Raw genomic sequence first — 15,171 nt, 5'->3', positions numbered from 1 at the left:
CGGCTCACTGTCCGGACTTGTTCAGGAACTCCCGCAGCCAGGGCAGGAACTCGGGGGCGAGATCGTCCCGGTTCGCGGCGAACTGCACCACGGTCTGCAGATACTCCAGCTTGTTGCCGGTGTCGTAACGACGGCCGCGGAACAGCACGCCGTGCACCGGACCGCCCTCGCCCGGGCTCATCGAGGCCAGCGTGCGCAAGGCGTCGGTGAGCTGGATCTCGCCGCCGCGCCCGGGCGGGGTGCGCTCCAGCACGCCGAACACGGCGGGGTCGATCACATACCGGCCGATGATGGCCCAGTTGGAGGGCGCCTCGTCGGCCGGGGGCTTCTCCACGAGGTCGGTGACGCGGACGACGTCGTCCTCGCCGGTGGCCTCGATGGCGGCGGCGCCGTACAGGGAGACATGCTCGCGCGGCACCTCCATCAGCGCGACGACGCTGCCGCCGTAGGTCGCGCGCACCTCGATCATGCGCTTGAGCAGCGCGTCGCGGGGGTCGATGAGGTCGTCGCCGAGCAGGCAGGCGAACGGCTCGTGGCCGACGTGCTGCTTGGCGCACAGGACGGCGTGGCCGAGGCCCTTGGGCTCACCCTGCCGCACGTAGTGCATGGTGGCGAGGTCGACAGGCTCCTTCACCTGGTTGAGCCGCTCCTCGTCGCCCTTGGCGCGAAGAGCGTCCTCCAGCTCGTACGCTACGTCGAAGTGGTCCTCGATCGAGCGCTTGTTGCGGCCGGTCACCATGAGGACGTCGAGCAGCCCGGCGGAGACGGCCTCCTCCACCACATATTGGATGGCCGGCTTGTCGACGATGGGCAGCATCTCCTTGGGGGTCGCCTTCGTCGCGGGAAGGAAGCGGGTGCCGAGACCCGCGGCGGGCACGACGGCTTTGGTCACGGGATCGAAGTCAGCCATGAGTAGACACTAACGGAGCAGTCTTTGGACAAGATGAACCTGCGTCGGCGTATTCTGCGCGGCCGGTCGGAACTCGATCCCAGGACGCTGCGCGAGTCGTCGGCGGCCATCAGGGAGTTACTCCTCGACCAGCCGTGGGTGCAGATGGCGGGGCTGGTGGCCTGCTACTGGTCCACGGGCACCGAGCCGTCCACACAGGGGCTGATCCTGGCCCTGTGGAAGCACGGCGCCACAGTGATCCTGCCGGTGCAGCGCCCGGACGGCGACCTCGACTGGGCGGTGTACGACGGCCCCGACTCGCTGGCGCCCGGCCCGAACGGGGTCATGGAGCCGGTGGACGTCCGGCGCGGCGTCGACGCGATCCGCACCGCCGCGCTGGTCATCGCGCCGGCCCTGGCCGTGGACCGGGTCACCGGCGTACGGCTCGGCCGCGGCGGCGGATTCTACGACCGGGCGCTCGCCCGCGTCGGGCCGAACGTGCCAACGGTGGCGCTCCTGCACGAGGGCGAGCTGATGGAGGGAGTTCCCGCGGAGCCCCACGACCAGCGCGTACGCTTCGCCGCCCTCCCAAGCGGAATCGCCCGATTGGTACAGATATGACAAGATTGGCCTAAGAGACGGCGAAAGGAGCGGGTGGGTCTGAACGTCTGGCTGCTCCTGTCCGCCGTCGTCGTCATCGCGGCCATCGCGTCCGTACGGATCGCGCACCGCACCGGCCTTCCCACGCTGCTCATCTTCCTCGGCCTCGGCCTGCTGCTCGGCGAGGGCGGCATCGGGGGCATCAACTTCGACAACGCCCAGATGGCCCAGCAACTCGGCCTGGTCGCGCTCGCCATGATCCTGGCCGAAGGCGGTCTCACCACCAACTGGAACCACGTACGCAACGCCGTGCCGGCCGCGCTTGTGCTCGCCACGGTCGGGATCGCGGTCAGCGTCGTCGTGCTCGCGGTGACCGTCGCCGCCCTCCTCGGCATGGAGTGGCGGATGGCGTTGCTACTCGGCGCGTTCCTGGCGTCGACCGACGCGGCGGCCGTGTTCTCCGTGCTGAGACGGCTGCCGCTGCCGCCCCGGCTCGCCGGGATCCTGGAGGCCGAGTCGGGCTTCAACGACGCCCCGACCGTCATCCTCGTGATGATGCTGAGCACGGGCCCGTCGCTGACCCTCTCGCTGCCGCACGTCCTGCTGGACACCACCGTCGAACTGGTCATCGGCGCCGCCGTCGGCCTCGCCGTGGGCCCGGCGGGGGTGTACGCGCTGCGCCGGGTCGCACTGCCCGCCTCCGGCCTCTACCCGATCGCGGTCCTGGCGCTGGCGCTCGTCACCTACAGCGGGGCCACGCTGCTGCACGGCAGCGGGTTCCTCGCGGTGTACCTGGCGACGCTGATCCTGGGCAACGCCCGTCTCCCCCACCGCGCCGCCACGCGCGGCTTCGCCGAGGGCGCCGCCTGGCTCGCCCAGATCGGGCTGTTCGTCATGCTCGGCATGCTGGCCGACCCACGCGAACTGCCCGTCGTTTTCGTCCCGGCCCTGGTGTCGGGCCTGCTGCTCGTCCTGCTCGCCCGCCCGGCGTCCGTGCTGGTGTCCGGGGTGCTGGTGCGGCTCCTGCGCCTCGGTTCGCTGTCGTGGCGCGAGCAGGTGTTCCTGTCGTGGGCAGGGCTGCGTGGCGCGGTGCCCGTCGTGCTGGCCGCGATCCCCTGGGCCGCCGGCCTGCCCGGGGCGAAGAGCCTGTTCAACGACGTGTTCATCATCGTCATCGTGTTCACGTTCCTGCAGGGGCCCACGCTGCCCTACCTCGCCAGGCTGCTCGGCCTGGCGGCGGAGGGCGAGGCCCGCGACCTCGACGTGGAGGCCGCGCCGCTGGAGGAGCTGAACGCCGACCTGCTGCAGGTCCGCATTCCGTCCGGCTCGCTCATGCACGGCGTGGAGATCTTCGAGCTCCGGCTGCCCGCGAACACCTCGATCACGCTCGTCGTCCGGAAGGGGCAGTCGTTCGTGCCCACGCAGACGACCCGGCTGCTGGCGGGCGACCAGCTTCTCGTGGTCACCACGGCCGCCCAGCGGGAGACGGTCGAACGCCGCCTGCGCGCCGTCAGCCGCCGCGGCAAGCTCGCCGGCTGGTACGGCGAACGCGGCGGCTGACCGCCGTCGCCGGGGTTCGCGGGTGTTTCTGCGGGCGGATCACGGTCTTGCCCTGGTGTTTCGCGCGCGGATCGCGGTGTGAGCGAATGGGACGGCGCGGGGCAATAAACCGGGCTGGAGTGGCGTTTGGGCTTGTTGACTGCTTACCATTAGCAATCGACCCGGTCGAGTGCCAGTCTCAGGAGGAGCGAGTGCCTACCTACCAGTACGCCTGTACCGCTTGCGGTGAGCAGCTGGAGGCCGTCCAAAAGTTCTCTGACGACCCGCTCACGGAGTGCCCGGTTTGCCAGGGCAAGCTGCGCAAGGTCTTCTCCGCCGTTGGCATCGTGTTCAAGGGCTCCGGCTTCTACCGGACCGACAGCCGCTCGTCGAGCTCGTCGACGACCACGTCCAGCACGACGGCGTCGTCCTCGAAGTCGTCCGGCGACTCCGGCAAGAAGGAGCCCGCCGCCTCCACGAGCTCGTCGAGCACCTCCTCGTCGAGCACGTCGTCGAGCACGTCGTCGTCCGGCTCCACCGCCGCCTGAGGTTATCCACAGGGGCCGGCAGGGCGCGGCGGGTGTGCGTCGCCGTTCGCTAGTGTCGGCCCATGGTCAATCGCGCAGACATCGGGGTCATCGGCGGTTCGGGGTTCTACTCGCTGCTTGAGGACGCCGAAGAGATCGACGTGCCGACGCCGTACGGCCCGCCGAGTGACTCGATCACCGTGGGCCGCATCGGCGAGCGGACCGTCGCGTTCGTCCCCCGGCACGGCCGCGGCCACACCTTTCCTCCGCACCGCATCCCCTATCGGGCGAACATGTGGGCTCTGCGGTCCCTCGGCGTCCGCCAGGTGCTCGCGCCCAGCGCGGTCGGGTCCCTGCGCCCGGAGATCGGCCCGGGCGCCCTCGTGATCCCCGACCAGCTCGTGGACCGCACGCAGGGCCGCGAGCAGACCTACTACGACGCGGGCGGGGCCGTTCACGTGTCGTTCTCCGACCCCTACTGTCCCTCCGGCCGGGCGGCCGCCGTGGCCACGGCGCGCGAGACGGGCTGGGACACGGTCGACGGTGGCACTCTGGTCGTGGTCCAGGGGCCCCGCTTCTCCACCCGGGCCGAGTCGAAGTGGTTCGCGGGTGCGGGCTGGTCGATCATCGGCATGACCGGGCACCCTGAGGCCGTGCTCGCCCGCGAACTCGCCCTCTGCTACACCACGCTCGCCCTCGTGACCGATCACGACGCCGGCGTGGAGGCCGGTGAGGGGGTCACCCACGAAGAGGTCCTGGCCTTCTTCGCCGCCAACGTGGAGCGGATGCGCACTCTGGTCGCGCAGGTCGTCGAGACCCTTCCGGAGGAGCGCCCCTGCCCCTGCGGCAACGCCCTCGACGGGATCAAGCTGCCGATCGAGCTCCCCTGACGCCGATGCGTGCCATGACCGACCATGGGCCGCAGGACCCTCTCGGACCGCGGAACCGGCGGCGTGACGCCGCCGCTCGGACATCGCCCGGACGGGCGACGCGAGGGGGCCGTCGACGTCGAGCCTCCACGACGCCACCGGTATCCGCCATGAGGCGAAGGCCGCGGTTCGTGCCGAGGTGGTCATGCGTGCGCTGAGGCGGCTGTCGGCACGCCGTCGCCGTCCGATCGCCGCCGTCCTCGCCGGCCTGGCGGTGGCCTGCGTGCTGCTGGCCGTCCGCACTCCTGACGGGGTGGAGGTCCTCGCCGCCGCCCGCGACCTCCCCGGAGGCCGGCTGGCCGCCTCCGACGTGGTGGTCGTACGGCTCCCGCCCGACACGGTGCCCGCCGGGGCGTACGCGCCGGGCGCCCCGGTCTCGGGCCGCGTACTCGCCGGTCCGTTACGCCGAGGGGAACTCCTCACCGACGCACGGCTGCTCGGCCAGGGCCTGTTCCGCCAGGCCCTGGCCGGGCAGTCGGCCGGGGGTGGGCCGGGGGCTTCGGCCGCTGAGCCGGGGATGGTCGCGACGCCGGTCAGGATCGCCGATGCCGACGCCGCCCGCCTGCTGTCGCCGGGGGACGTGATCGACGTCCTGGCGGCCTTCGAGGACGGCCCTTTCCAGGCCCGGACCGTCGCCCAGGAGGTGCGGGTGGTCGCCCGGCCGCCGGGCCGTACGGACGGCGGCGCGCTGCTCGTGCTGGCCACGACCCCCGGGCAGGCCGCCCAGCTCGCCCAGGCCGAGGCACAGGGCAGGCTCTCGGTGACCATCCACCCCCACTGATCGGCCATGTGCGGCGGCGAAGACCGCTGACCAGACGGTGCTCTGGTTCAGCCGGCGCGTACCCGTCAGAGCCGTGAGCCGAGCTCGGGGTCGTACTCCCAATGCCAGGGCTCGAAGGGGCTGTGATACGACCAGTCGGGGTGGATCCAGCCGTACCGCTTGCTGTTGGCCTCCAGCCAGTTGAACTGAACTGAACGGAAGCTCTGCACCCCGCCGCACAGGTCGACGGCGAGCCCCAGACCGTGGTTGCTCTTGCCCGGAGTGGCCGCGAAACCGGGCCGCCGGTAGTAGATGGACTGCTGCTCACTCAGGTTGCGATAGCTGTCGGAGATGCACATCGAGGTGCCGAAGCGCTTCTTGTAGGCGATGTTGAGATCGGCGAAGGCGATCGCCGCGTCCGCCCGCAGTTCCTCTCCGGCCTGCGGCAGGGGGCACAGGATGCTCTTGGGCAGCAGGCCGTTCGGGTACTGCTCCGCCTGACCGATCCTGGTCGGGTCGCAGCCGCCCGCCCCCTGCGTCCCGTCGCCGATCTTCACGCCGAGCTTGATCAGCGCTTTGGTCAGCGACCGGACCAGCGTGGTGGAGCGTTTGCGTAGAGCGGTGACCTGCGCGCTCAGCTGCGCCTCCTGCAGGAGGCTGGCCGCCCGGAGCTCCTGCGCCTCCTGCGCGAGCTGCTGCTGCCGCTCCAGCAGCTTCACCGCGTCGCCGAGCACGTTGTTCCGCCCGGCGACAATGTGGTCGAGGTCGGCGATCCTCCGGAGCGTGTCCGTGCCGTTTCCCGCCCTGAAGAACGGGCTGATGCCGTCGAGCGAGGGGTCCTGGTACAAGGACGAGGCGAGGTCGGACAGCGGCTTGCGCAGTTTGTTGAGCTCCGCCGAGGCCTGCTGGAGACTCTGCAGCTTGGTCGCCAGTTCCTTCTCCACGGCGCCGAACTTCTTCTGGCGCGCCATCAGGGCCCTGTTCGCGTCCTCGATGGACTTGTACGCCTTCTGGGCCTCCCGCCGCAGCTCGGTCAGCGTGGTGGGGTCCTTGTCGAGCTCGCCGGCCCGGGAGCTTTCTCCGGCGGCCTCCGTACGAGCGTTCGCGGTCGTGGTGTCGGCCTGGGCTGCCGCACCCGTGCCGTACGGCGCGGAAACGGCCAGCGAAGTCATCGCCGTGACGACCGCGATCAGCCTGGCTGATCGAGGAGATGACACGATCGACTCCCCCGTTTGCGAACTCGTGACCTGGGTCAGGGACGCACGTTACTACAGCGCCCTGTGTGCCCGAGCCCCGGTTCGCATAAGCGCTATCGACCGGTCACGTCGCATTTGCGCGTTTCCAGCTCATCGCCCGCCTTCGGGTTGGCCCTCACGTTCCCGGCAGAGCTCCCACAGCCATGTGTCCCGCCACTCGGGTGCGCACGAGAAGGTCGTCTCCTTGCGAGGTTCCGGCTTCTCTACCGGCCGGCTCACCTTTGGCGGGTCCCCGTGGACGACCTCACGGACGGGCTGGACGATCGGAGGGATCCGTACAGGGCCCTCGTAGAGACGCGCGGGACCGGATGGCTCGGGCACCGGGGTCGGGTCCAACAGGGGCTTGCGCAGCGTCCTCGCCATCGGAACCACGGCGATCCTCCGGGCCCCCTGCCCCTCTGCGAGATTCGGCGGCACAGTCGGCCGCGTACCGGGTGTCCCGGGCGTCCCGGCGAGGGCCCGGTCTCCCGCGGTCTCGGCGCCTTTCTCGTCCGCCGTCCCAGCCGGTTCCGCACGTACGGCCGCAGTGCTTGAGAAGTCGCTCCGCGCCCGTTTCCCGTAGCCGATGAAGTCGGCCATGAGCATGCCCGAGGCCAGGATCGCCGGCGCGAGCAGCGCCGCGACAAGCACCACCGATCGCAGCCCACGCGCGGATCCACGTCGCGTTACGGTCACGGTCAGCGACCGTAACCACCCTCCCCCAGCCGGCGTACGACCACTTGCCATGCCTTTACCGCAGGTCAGCCCGCCGATGACCCGCGACCTCGAAACGACACCCCCGGTGGAGGCGCGAGCGGGCCCAACCTTTCGCTAGGCTTACTGGTGCACATCACGCCTCCGTAGCTCAGGGGATAGAGCACCGCTCTCCTAAAGCGGGTGCCGCAGGTTCGAATCCTGCCGGGGGCACCTAGTTGACCTTGTCATTTGCTGCCTGACCTGGGGCTTCTCTCTCGGCATGGCTTCCTACCGCATGCAGCCGTAGGCCACCGAGAGCAGCCCTGAATCACCGTTCACGGAATATGCACGGGATGATCTTTGGGCCGTTCGGCCAGGTCAACGCAGATGGTGGTGCCGTTCTCCGGTCAGGTCTGACATCAGTCATCAGCGGCCACAAGCAGCAAGAGGACGCCGGCCGTGCGGTCGATGAGGACCAGTTCGTGGAAGTCGGTGTGGACTCCGCCCCAGTCATGGAAGGCTTCGTGGCCGAGGTCCTCGAGCTGATATCGGCTCGTCGCCGCCGCGACCCATGGGTAAACCTCTCGTTCCAGGCGAGCGGCCAAGGCAGGGGGAAGCGCCCCGAACTGTTCGGTCCAGCCGTGAAGGAGTTCGTTCGCGTGCTCCTGATCGATCTGGCCATAGCGGGCTGGGGTTATGTGCCGCAGCCAGTAGGGCCCATGCCGTAGTCCTTCGGCCTCTACGCCTCCCCCCGCGTAGTCGTCTCGAAAGGCCACATGGCCGATCAACGCCGTCAACAGCCAGTCGTCGCCGAGATCAGAGCGAGGCAGATCGAACCGCTTGACGTCGACCCATCGGAACGCATGCCCAGTTGGAGAGTCGAAGCGGAAGTCACGAAAGTTGATGAAGGTCTGATCTCGGTAGGCGAGGGTTTCCGACACCTCTCAACGGTAAGAGCGGCCGGGTCCACGACCCGACCGCTTGTCTCGACACCGGCACGGCGGAGCCTTACAGCTCCAGGGCTTTAGTGATCTGCCCGTTGGCGCGAGCGCGTTGCCCCTCGATGCACTTCGCATAGACGCGTAGGAGCACGTCAACGCCGTGTCCGGCACGCTGGGCTACCTCGGTCGGTGGGACGCCCGCATTCAGCCACAAGGAGACCGCCGCATGCCGGAGGTCGTACGGGCGAGCCGCCAGCGGGGACACCACCTGTTCGACGGCGAAGGCCAGCCGCCGGGCCTCCTGCCAGACGGCGGAGTACGCCGACGAGGAGAACGGCCGGCCCTTGCTCGTCCGGAAGAGCCTGCCGTCCTTTGCTGTGCCGTACGTCTCGATGTGCTCGCGGAGGATCGCGACGAGAACCGGGGGGATCGGAACTTCGCGGGTGTCGTCCTTGGCCCGGTGTTTGAGGCCGCGTTCGTCGTGGGTCTCCCCCGAGTTCGTCCACCGCTTGTTCGCTTGTGGCCGCGCCTTCTCGAGGGTGATCAGGCCCCACCCCTCGGCGGGGAGGTCGCAGTTCTGTCGGCACAGCCCCGAAGCCTCCTCGGGGCGGAGGGCGGCGTAGTACACGCAGGCGAACATGGCCATCATCCGAGGGCCGCGCGTACGGCCCACCTGGGTCACCGCGTCGAGCAACGCCCGCGCCTGAGCCGGGTTCACCACCGTTCGCGGGTCGACGGCTCCGGCGGCTTCCACTTCACTGCGTGCAGCGGGTTTGCGGGCAGCTTCTTGAGCTCCACCGCGGATTCCATCATGTGATGGAGCACGGCCCGCTTGCGCCGTACGGTATTGGCCGCCGCCGGCTCGCCGTCGAAGCGGAGGGCGATAGCGTCGAGGGCCGAGCGGATCACGGCCGGTTCCATCAGGTCGACGAAGGGCAAGGACGCCGCTTCCAGCCAGGCGAGCGCCGCCTTGTGTTCCGGCCGCAGCTCTCCATGCCGCTTGTCCGGCAGGAAGGCGTACTCCCGCAACACCGCGCGGAGGTCCTCGTCCTCCGGCCTGCCCGTCAGATCCTTGACGAGAGCGGGGACGAGAGACAGCAGGGCGTACGTCATCGTCTCGCGAGTCCGGGCCGCCGAGTGGACCCAGCGGGCCGCCATGTACGACCGGGCGAAGTCGAAGAATGTCGGCCCGGTATCGGCTGGCTTGGCCATCGACTCGGGAAGCCCCGTACTCAGGTCGAAAGCCTCGCCCCGCTTGGCCGCCTGCCGCAGATCGGACACAAAGTTCTCGGCGAGTGCCTTCGTACGGAAGGTCTTGGACTTCTCCTTGGGGCCGACCTTCCACCGCGTAACGTACGAAGGCGTCTTGCTGGAGGCGTTGCGACGGATGTCCCAGAACTTCACGTCATAACTGGTGCTCACGCGGCCTCCTGTAGTGAGGCCAGCCAGGCCGTGAGGTCGCTGCGCCAGACGCGGAGTTCGCCGTTGGGAAGCTTGATGCACTTGGGCGCGTGACCGAGTTCGCGCCAGCGGTAGAAGGTCCGGCGGGAGACGCCGCCCAGCTCGGCGAGGACCTCGGGCACCGTCAAGAGTTCGTCGCGCCGGGTCATCGGGCATCGCCCCCATCCGGTGGCGACGATGACGGCAAGGGCACGCCCGCAAGTCCGGCGACGAGTGCGTCTCCCGGGGAGTAGCCCTTTCCGGCGTACTCCCATTCGCTGATCACAAGGACGGTGTCTTCGTCGAGGAGGGGCAGGCGGCCGGTGGTGATGTCTTCGTCGCGGGCGTGGTTTTGGCGGTCGGCGCGGATGTCGCCGAGGGTGGTGGAGTAGCGGCGGGATCGGGTGGAGTAGTGGCCGCGGAAGCCGAGCATGTGCGCCCACTGGGTGACCCGGAGGTCGGCCAGTTCCTCGATGGCGCCGAGGCGGAGGCATTCGGCGATGAGTCGCCGGGCGTGGTCGCGGACGGGTAGGGCGGTCAGGTCCTCGCCGGGGAGGATGCGCCGGTCGATGGTGCCGACGCATTCGGCGGCCTTGGTTGCGTACTTGGCCACGTATCCGGCTACGGCCTGGTCGGTGAGCTCGCCGTTCATCGTGATCGGGCGGGTGTCGAGTTGCGTGCCCCAGCGCAGCACCTGTTCCGGTTGGTCGTTGTATGCGGGCACTTTGGCTGTGACTACGGAGGCGGCGTGCTGTACGGCCGGTGGCGGGGAGATGGGTCCGGCCGGGCCGTCGAGGCGGATCACGGCGTGGAGGTGGACGACGCCGCGGCGCTGGTACTCAGCCACCTTGGCGAAGGAGACAACGAGCTGGTCACGCATGTCGCGGAGAGTCAGGCCGCCGAGCTTGGCCAGGTGCCGCCGTAGAGCGTCGGCGAAGCGCTTCCACAGCAGCGGCGCGACCGCGTTGAACAGGACCGAGCCCGTGTAGTCGTAGCAGTCGGGGCACAGCGGCTCGCCGAGGCGGTCATCCTCGCTTCTGTGCCGGGCGGTGCAGGACAGGACGCGCCCGTGCGGGCAGGTTTCGGCGTCACGGCGCGGATGGCAGGGCAGGACGCTCCCGTTGTGCTGCCTGCGGGTGTGGACCGGGCCGAACGACGGTGCGGTGAGGGTGACGAACAGGCACGGGTGCCCGGTCACCGAAGCGGGGACGCCCTTGCCGCCGACGAGTCCGGCGCGGATGAGGTGGTAGGAGCCGATCCACCTGCGCGGCAAGGTCGAACACTGGGTGTCGACCCGGTAGGTCTCGGCGCAGGCCGGGCAAAGTGCAGGGCGTTGACCGAGCGTGGGACGGGGACGGCCGGGTTGGCGTCCAGGAAGTCGGCCAGGGCGCGGAGCCCGGCGATGAGCGCGGTCCGGTGGTCGTCATTCATGCGGTGATCTCCTTTCACTAGGCGGGTTCGGATGCGGTGCGCAGGGTGCGCAGCAGGTCGGAGGCGAGTTGGTTAGACACGCCCAGGCGGGCGCGCAGCAGGTCGCGGGTGATCGGCTTGCCGTGCTTGGCCTGGTGCTCATCAGCCACGCGGCGGGCGTAGTCGACCAGCGCCGGGGATGGTCCCGGCTCGCCGTCCTGCCTGTCCTGTACGGCGGGGACGAGCGCCGGAGCGGGGGACGGTGCGGACGGGACGGCGTCGACGGTCAGGACGGGCGTGGACTGGGCGGGACGAGGGGCGGCGGGCGGCGTTCGAGCATCGAAACGGCGATGAGGAACGCCCCCGCGGGGGTGGCAGCGGTCAGCCAGCCCCATACGGTGGGTTCGGCTTGGTGCAGATTGGCGGCCAGGGACAGGGTGATCCCGCCGGCCAGGACGAGCGTCGGCCAGGACATCCACCCGTTGCGCTGGCGGCCGGTCTTCTTGTCCCGCTGGCGTTCGCGGGCGGCCATGACGCAGGGTTGATCACGTGAACCATCAACCGAGGCCTCAGTGTTAAGCATCAACCGAAGCAGGACACGACCCGTCCTGCTGCCGGAAGAAACTTTTCTTCTCGCTATTCAAGGGCGGTCCGCTCCGCGGCCCGCCGGGCGCGCCGGTCGGCAAGCGTGCCCGACTGCGGCTCTTCGGCCGGTCCGGGCACGCACCGCCCGCGCGCCCAAAAGACCGGCAGAAGTCACCACTTAAGACTGTGACGATCACTCACTCCGGCGCTCGCCATAAATGGTCGTCGGGGCGATCGGCCGCCTCGGCCCTCCATCGCCAGTCCTTACCATCGCATAACGTACTTGAGCGGGGCAGCAACGTCTTGGAACGTCCTACTTTTACACGAACCCACAGCCTCATCACACCGACTATGGCTCTCGCAAATAGACAATCATCAAAGACGATTTACGTGCCCCAGTGCAGCAAATAGCGTGGAGCCGTCAAAGACGTGGCCATTCTCCAAGCTCTTAAAAATTGCGATCTTTTGGGGTATGATCGATGTGAAAAGTAGACCATGTATGACATTTTGGACAGTCTCGCCCGATTAGGACAGTGCTCGCGCTGACGACGATCGGGGATCTTCCAGAGAGCGGCGCGGTAGATTCTAGTGAATGCGTCATCTTCAGCTCACTGCTCACTATAAACCATGCTGCCGCCACTTCGTATCGAGCAATGGCAACGTGAACAACGGCATGTCCAGGTAGGTAGATCACCCTTCTTCATTGGTCAGAGTTGGGGGTCGAGGTCACGCATCCAGGAAGTAAAGCGTTGCAGGCGCTCGCGCTGCTTGGCAGTCAGCGGATTAGGTCGGAAATGCATGATCTCGTTGCGGACCTCGCGGATCTCATCAAGGCGTCCGGTGAAAAGCGTGCAGTCGATCTGCCAGCCGAGCCGCGACCAGATGCCTTCAGTCCGAAGAAACCGTACGTACTGCCCGAAGGCCATGCCGTTGACGGAGGTGAGGTTCTTTCCCACGCACCGGAGGTCCTCGACAGCGAAGCTCTTCTCAATACAGCGGCGCAGCCGCTTTTCGATCTCGCCTACCAGGAAGAACGGCTCAGCGAGCAGCCTGAACTGTTCGGTGAGGTCGGCCGTCGTGACGATCCCACAGATGTCACCCTCAGCGTCGCTAACAAAAACGAAGCCTGCATCGTAGATGATCGGAATCTTCTTGAGCAGGTCATCGTCAAGCTTGACGATGTTCGGATTCGAATCGATGACATCTGCCAGGCCGGCGTTCGGTGACCCGACCCGAATGTGGCCGATTCGTTCCCAGCTGACGGCGCCAACGAGGATCCCGGCGTCGGTGATGACAGGGAGTTGGGAGTAACCGTGGTCCATCATCACGGTGTGTGCTTGCTCCAGCGTTGCCTCCGGCGGGATCGACACCACTTCGCGGGTTGCCGAGGCGATGTCCGCGACGACGAGCTTGGCATGCGGAAGGGCTAGCTCTGACGCGTCATCGATCTGCTCCTGGTCGCTGGATGGAGTTACGGCGGAGACGCAGACCAATGTGCCCATGCTGACCTCGTCAAAAGACGGCTCGCATTTCAGGCCAGCGTTGACGAGGTCGGCTGCGATCCGAGGCACGGTGTTGAAGTTGCGGATCTTGACGTTCCACTTGGCCAACAGTTCCCGGACAGTCAAGTTAACTGGCGCCGCGGCGGCTTCTTCCAGGAACTGCTTGAGCTCGTCGCTCACTCCACCTCCTGGTAGTCGGCTGCGCTCTCGGGCGCTGTCTCGGCTGGGATGGTAAGCCGACCCATGGCGTCCTCTATGAGTGCGATCAGCTCCTTGTGCCGCGTGGCGTAGAACTTCTTGAAGTCGGCAGCCCGCAGATCGGCGGCATCAATCAGGTGAGTACTGACCGCGTCGTCCAGCCAGTTGGCAGGCAGCCCGGTCTCCGTCTCTAGCGCTCGCATGTAGACGGACGGCGATCGAGAGCCGATGATCCGAGCCGTGTGCGTGGTCAGCGGGGTCTTGTTGATGATGCTGTTCTTCTGGTCCGCGGGGATGCCGTTCTTCTCGCACCAGGCCTTTGGGAAGATCCGTACGACGTCGACCTGCTGCTCCTCGAAGATGGTCGCGTCGATTACATCCTTGCTATGCGTCCAGTCGTAGCAACCCTGCCTGAGTACCAGGGCGTACACGCCCTTGTATGCGGCGCTGTTTCGGCTTTGCAGCTTGTCCAGTCGCGCTGCGCGAAAGGTGGCGGCGGTGACGGACTCGGGTTCCCTACCCCCCCGAACCCACGCGATGACCTGCTCTAGATCACGAGGAAACCGGCTTTCCAGAGCGCCGCTGTACTGCTCGCCGAGTACCCCGCACCAATACCAGCGGGTGATCTTGTCCAGAGCTTCTGGCTCATCGGTGGCGACGCCGAGCAGGGTACGGATCGCGGCCAGCGGGACGAGCTGGGTTCGGTACGGAAGGTCCCGATACTTGAAGATGCCCTGCGCGGCCAGGAAGCGGGCGATCCAGTGGTACGCCTCGACGACTTGGGGTGCCCAGGTGAGGTACTCCTCAAGGGGAAGATTGAGGATGTCCTTACGCTTGCAGCTCGCAACCGGCACGCCAGGATTCCGACTGGCGTGTGCCCGGTTCCGTCTCTGGGTGGCCACCAGGCAAACGGCCTGTAGGAAGTCGCTGCTGGCCAGTCGCTCCGTCTCGTCCTGCCCGTTGAAAGCCCGGTGCTCGGACAGGTCCTCAAGGATCTTCTGCCAGTGCTCTAACAGTTGGAAGTCGTGGCCGTTCTGGCGGAAGTATTCACGGTCGCCCGCATAGGTGGCCGTCAGCAGTTCGAAGACGGTGAGGGTGACTCCCCCGGTGTTGACCTTTTCGAAGACGGTGCAGACCGCCTCCTTGGGGGTGGTCTTGGTGAGGGTGATCACTGGTATCCGATATTTGGCGATAACGTCCAGCACCGTTTTCGTGAAGGCCTCCCACTTCACCTGCCGCTCGGGATCGTTGGCGGCGTACTGCCACATCCATCTCTGGGTGGCTCCGATGTCGAAGGCTAGACGGAGCGGAAAGTAACCCTCAGCGCACTCCTTTTCCTTACTGCTGAGATCGAGGACCACTCCACGGCCGAAGTTGTCGCGAACGATGCGGTCCTCGGGGACCGATAGCACGGCTTCTTCGCGATCGCCATCGTCAGAGATCGCGGTGTCGATGTGGATGTAGTACCAACATCGCACCTCGTTCTTCCGGCCGTCCCAGGTCTCGACGGCCTGTCCTGACTTGAGCGCCTGATACAGGGAGGTCATCCGCTGCTGGCCGTCCATCAGCAGCTGCCCCGGTTCAGGATCTCCCTCTAGCGTCACCCCGGCAAGCGGCCGAGGCTTGAACCGAGCGCCCGAACCGCCGGTCTCCAAGGTCATCATGACGCCCAGCGGGTAGTCCATAGTCACGGTGGCGAGCAGGGACCTGATCCGCTCGTCGTCCCACTTCCAGGGGCGCTGGAAGTCCGGGAGCTGTATCCTGCCGTCGGCAACCATGCTCAGCAACTCTCCGAGGTCGTAGCTCGGGTTCTGGAAGGGCATGACGCTCCTCAGGCGTAGGCGCCGACAATGATCAAAAACTCTAGCCGTGGGACACGGCGTTGTCCTTACGATTCCCCGGCATTGCTGGCGTTTGAAT

16 protein-coding genes, 1 tRNA gene and 1 pseudogene are annotated in these 15,171 nt (G+C 67.4%); 6 read left to right on the top strand and 12 right to left on the bottom strand.

Translation table 11 applies throughout. The features are described 5' to 3' along the window. Positions 1–4: 4 nt before the first annotated feature. Complete coding sequence (gene galU / locus ACQEVJ_RS04215; protein WP_433097340.1) at positions 5–910, bottom strand: UTP--glucose-1-phosphate uridylyltransferase GalU; 906 nt, start codon at positions 908–910, stop codon at positions 5–7. Positions 911–943: 33 nt separating this feature from the next. On the opposite strand from galU, the gene ACQEVJ_RS04210 reads away from it, so the two are divergent. The 3 genes and pseudogenes from ACQEVJ_RS04210 to ACQEVJ_RS04200 form a co-directional block, all read left to right on the top strand. Beyond that, the gene (locus ACQEVJ_RS04210; protein ID WP_433112555.1) at positions 944–1,510 is read left to right on the top strand and encodes a 5-formyltetrahydrofolate cyclo-ligase; all 567 of its coding nucleotides are present in this window, start codon (positions 944–946) and stop codon (positions 1,508–1,510) included. Positions 1,511–1,543: 33 nt separating this feature from the next. Beyond that, positions 1,544–3,049 (top strand): potassium/proton antiporter, encoded by a 1,506-nt coding sequence (locus tag ACQEVJ_RS04205; RefSeq protein WP_433097338.1) that lies wholly within the window; start codon positions 1,544–1,546, stop codon positions 3,047–3,049. 86 nt (positions 3,050–3,135) lie between these two features. After that, positions 3,136–3,333: pseudogene (locus tag ACQEVJ_RS04200) on the top strand (FmdB family zinc ribbon protein); the annotation flags it as partial. A gap of 62 nt (positions 3,334–3,395) precedes the next feature. On the opposite strand, the gene ACQEVJ_RS04195 reads toward ACQEVJ_RS04200, so the two are convergent. After that, complete coding sequence (locus ACQEVJ_RS04195) at positions 3,396–3,566, bottom strand: hypothetical protein (protein ID WP_433113331.1); 171 nt, start codon at positions 3,564–3,566, stop codon at positions 3,396–3,398. Positions 3,567–3,638: 72 nt separating this feature from the next. Here ACQEVJ_RS04195 and ACQEVJ_RS04190 point away from each other — a divergent pair, with 72 nt between their 5' ends. Beyond that, positions 3,639–4,445 carry an S-methyl-5'-thioadenosine phosphorylase gene (locus ACQEVJ_RS04190; protein ID WP_433097336.1) on the top strand — a complete coding sequence of 269 codons (807 nt, stop codon included), beginning with the start codon at positions 3,639–3,641 and terminating at the stop codon, positions 4,443–4,445. 184 nt (positions 4,446–4,629) lie between these two features. Continuing rightward, positions 4,630–5,265: an SAF domain-containing protein gene (locus ACQEVJ_RS04185; protein WP_433097334.1), complete on the top strand. Its 636-nt coding sequence runs from the start codon at positions 4,630–4,632 to the stop codon at positions 5,263–5,265. 65 nt (positions 5,266–5,330) lie between these two features. Here the strand turns inward: ACQEVJ_RS04185 and ACQEVJ_RS04180 are convergent, their stop codons facing one another. Then, complete coding sequence (locus tag ACQEVJ_RS04180) at positions 5,331–6,461, bottom strand: D-alanyl-D-alanine carboxypeptidase family protein (protein ID WP_433097332.1); 1,131 nt, start codon at positions 6,459–6,461, stop codon at positions 5,331–5,333. An 872-nt stretch (positions 6,462–7,333) separates the two neighbouring features. Between ACQEVJ_RS04180 and ACQEVJ_RS04175 the strand changes: the two genes are divergently transcribed. Next, positions 7,334–7,406, top strand: a tRNA-Arg gene (locus ACQEVJ_RS04175). 188 nt (positions 7,407–7,594) lie between these two features. Here the strand turns inward: ACQEVJ_RS04175 and ACQEVJ_RS04170 are convergent. From ACQEVJ_RS04170 to ACQEVJ_RS04130, 9 genes are all read right to left on the bottom strand, one after another. Further along, positions 7,595–8,116: a hypothetical protein gene (locus tag ACQEVJ_RS04170; protein ID WP_433097330.1), complete on the bottom strand. Its 522-nt coding sequence runs from the start codon at positions 8,114–8,116 to the stop codon at positions 7,595–7,597. Positions 8,117–8,183: 67 nt separating this feature from the next. Next, entirely contained in the window at positions 8,184–8,837 is a 654-nt protein-coding gene (locus ACQEVJ_RS04165; RefSeq protein ID WP_433097328.1) for a tyrosine-type recombinase/integrase, read from the bottom strand. Beyond that, positions 8,831–9,538 (bottom strand): hypothetical protein, encoded by a 708-nt coding sequence (locus ACQEVJ_RS04160; RefSeq protein ID WP_433097326.1) that lies wholly within the window; start codon positions 9,536–9,538, stop codon positions 8,831–8,833. Before ACQEVJ_RS04160 ends, ACQEVJ_RS04165 begins: the two co-directional genes overlap by 7 nt. Next, a complete protein-coding gene (locus ACQEVJ_RS04155; protein ID WP_169983532.1) occupies positions 9,535–9,726 on the bottom strand; it encodes a helix-turn-helix transcriptional regulator in 192 nt (63 codons plus the stop codon). The genes ACQEVJ_RS04160 and ACQEVJ_RS04155 overlap by 4 nt, the downstream gene beginning before the upstream one ends. Then, positions 9,723–10,829: a replication initiator gene (locus ACQEVJ_RS04150; RefSeq protein WP_433097324.1), complete on the bottom strand. Its 1,107-nt coding sequence runs from the start codon at positions 10,827–10,829 to the stop codon at positions 9,723–9,725. The genes ACQEVJ_RS04155 and ACQEVJ_RS04150 overlap by 4 nt, the downstream gene beginning before the upstream one ends. Before the next feature lie 175 nt (positions 10,830–11,004). Then, positions 11,005–11,136, bottom strand: a complete 132-nt coding sequence (locus ACQEVJ_RS04145; RefSeq protein WP_433097322.1) for a hypothetical protein — start codon at positions 11,134–11,136, stop codon at positions 11,005–11,007. Positions 11,137–11,252: 116 nt separating this feature from the next. Next, a complete protein-coding gene (locus ACQEVJ_RS04140) occupies positions 11,253–11,498 on the bottom strand; it encodes a hypothetical protein (RefSeq protein WP_433097320.1) in 246 nt (81 codons plus the stop codon). A gap of 760 nt (positions 11,499–12,258) precedes the next feature. After that, positions 12,259–13,233: a CBS domain-containing protein gene (locus ACQEVJ_RS04135; RefSeq protein ID WP_433097318.1), complete on the bottom strand. Its 975-nt coding sequence runs from the start codon at positions 13,231–13,233 to the stop codon at positions 12,259–12,261. After that, positions 13,230–15,074, bottom strand: coding sequence for a GmrSD restriction endonuclease domain-containing protein (locus tag ACQEVJ_RS04130; protein ID WP_433097316.1), 1,845 nt, complete (start codon positions 15,072–15,074; stop codon positions 13,230–13,232). The genes ACQEVJ_RS04135 and ACQEVJ_RS04130 overlap by 4 nt, the downstream gene beginning before the upstream one ends. Between the last annotated feature and the right edge of the window lie 97 nt (positions 15,075–15,171).

The sequence above is a fragment of the Microbispora sp. CA-102843 genome, assembly GCF_050936215.1.
Taxonomy (GTDB): domain Bacteria; phylum Actinomycetota; class Actinomycetes; order Streptosporangiales; family Streptosporangiaceae; genus Microbispora.
Note: the sequence above shows the minus strand (reverse complement) of the source record. Positions and strands in the feature narration are given on the sequence as shown.